The 1,294-nt window shown below is 57.7% G+C and carries 1 protein-coding gene; it reads right to left on the reverse strand.

What is annotated here, in order from left to right; translation table 11 throughout:
- On the reverse strand, nucleotides 1-1,294 hold a 1,294-nt coding region (locus H8F23_RS28665), incomplete at both ends, for a calcium-binding protein (RefSeq protein WP_194936572.1).

The raw sequence follows: 1,294 nt of genomic DNA on the forward strand, positions 1-1,294 counted from the left end.
ACTTCATCATCACCGCCGCCCACCGCTTCAACCACGTTCACCGAGGTGCCGTTGACGTAGTAGATGTCATCACCGGCACCGCCGTTCAGGACGTTGCCCGTGGTTTGCCCGGTCAGGACGTCATTGAAAGACGAGCCGATGACGGTTTCGAAGTTCCACAGCTTGTCGCCTTGGGCATCACCACCGACACCCAGAACACCGCCAACCAGACTTACCGTCACGCCGCTGGACGAACCGGAGTAATCAATGGTGTCAGTGCCGCTCGAACCATCGAACTGATCGGCAGTAGCACCACTGATAAAGGTGTCGTTGCTGCCGGAGCCCGCCAGCATCTCGATGCCGACATAGGTATCACCGGCAGCGATCCCGGAGTTCACGCCGGTTTTGGTGTTGATCGTCACACCCACTTGGCTGTCGGTATAACTCACGGTATCCGTGCCTGCACCGCCGATGAACTGGTCAGCACCCGCGCCACCCATCAGAGTGTCGTTACCGACTCCGCCGGTAATGACGTTGTCTGAAGCATTACCGTAACCGACAAAGTTACCGGTACCGACGTAGGTCAGCCGTTCAACGTTGGTTGCCAGGGTGTGATTGAGCAAAACAGTGCGCACTTCATCATCACCGCCGCCCACCGCCTCAACCACGTTCACCGAAGTGCCGTTGACATAGTAGATGTCATCACCGGCACCGCCGTTCAGGACGTTGCCCGTGGTTTGCCCGGTCAGGACGTCATTGAAAGACGAGCCGATGACGGTTTCGAAGTTCCACAGCTTGTCGCCTTGGGCATCACCACCGACACCCAGAACACCGCCAACCAGACTTACCGTCACGCCGCTGGACGAACCGGAGTAATCAATGGTGTCAGTGCCGCTCGAACCATCGAACTGATCGGCAGTAGCACCACTGATAAAGGTGTCGTTGCTGCCGGAGCCCGCCAGCATCTCGATGCCGACATAGGTATCACCGGCAGCGATCCCGGAGTTCACGCCGGTTTTGGTGTTGATCGTCACACCCACTTGGCTGTCGGTATAACTCACGGTATCCGTGCCTGCACCGCCGATGAACTGGTCAGCACCCGCGCCACCCATCAGAGTGTCGTTACCGACTCCGCCGGTAATGACGTTGTCTGAAGCATTACCGTAACCGACAAAGTTACCGGTACCGACGTAGGTCAGCCGTTCAACGTTGGTTGCCAGGGTGTGATTGAGCAAAACAGTGCGCACTTCATCATCACCGCCGCCCACCGCTTCAACCACGTTCACCGAGGTGCCGTTGACGTAGTAGATGTCAT

The organism is Pseudomonas neuropathica (assembly GCF_015461835.1).
GTDB classification, from domain to species: domain Bacteria; phylum Pseudomonadota; class Gammaproteobacteria; order Pseudomonadales; family Pseudomonadaceae; genus Aquipseudomonas; species Aquipseudomonas neuropathica.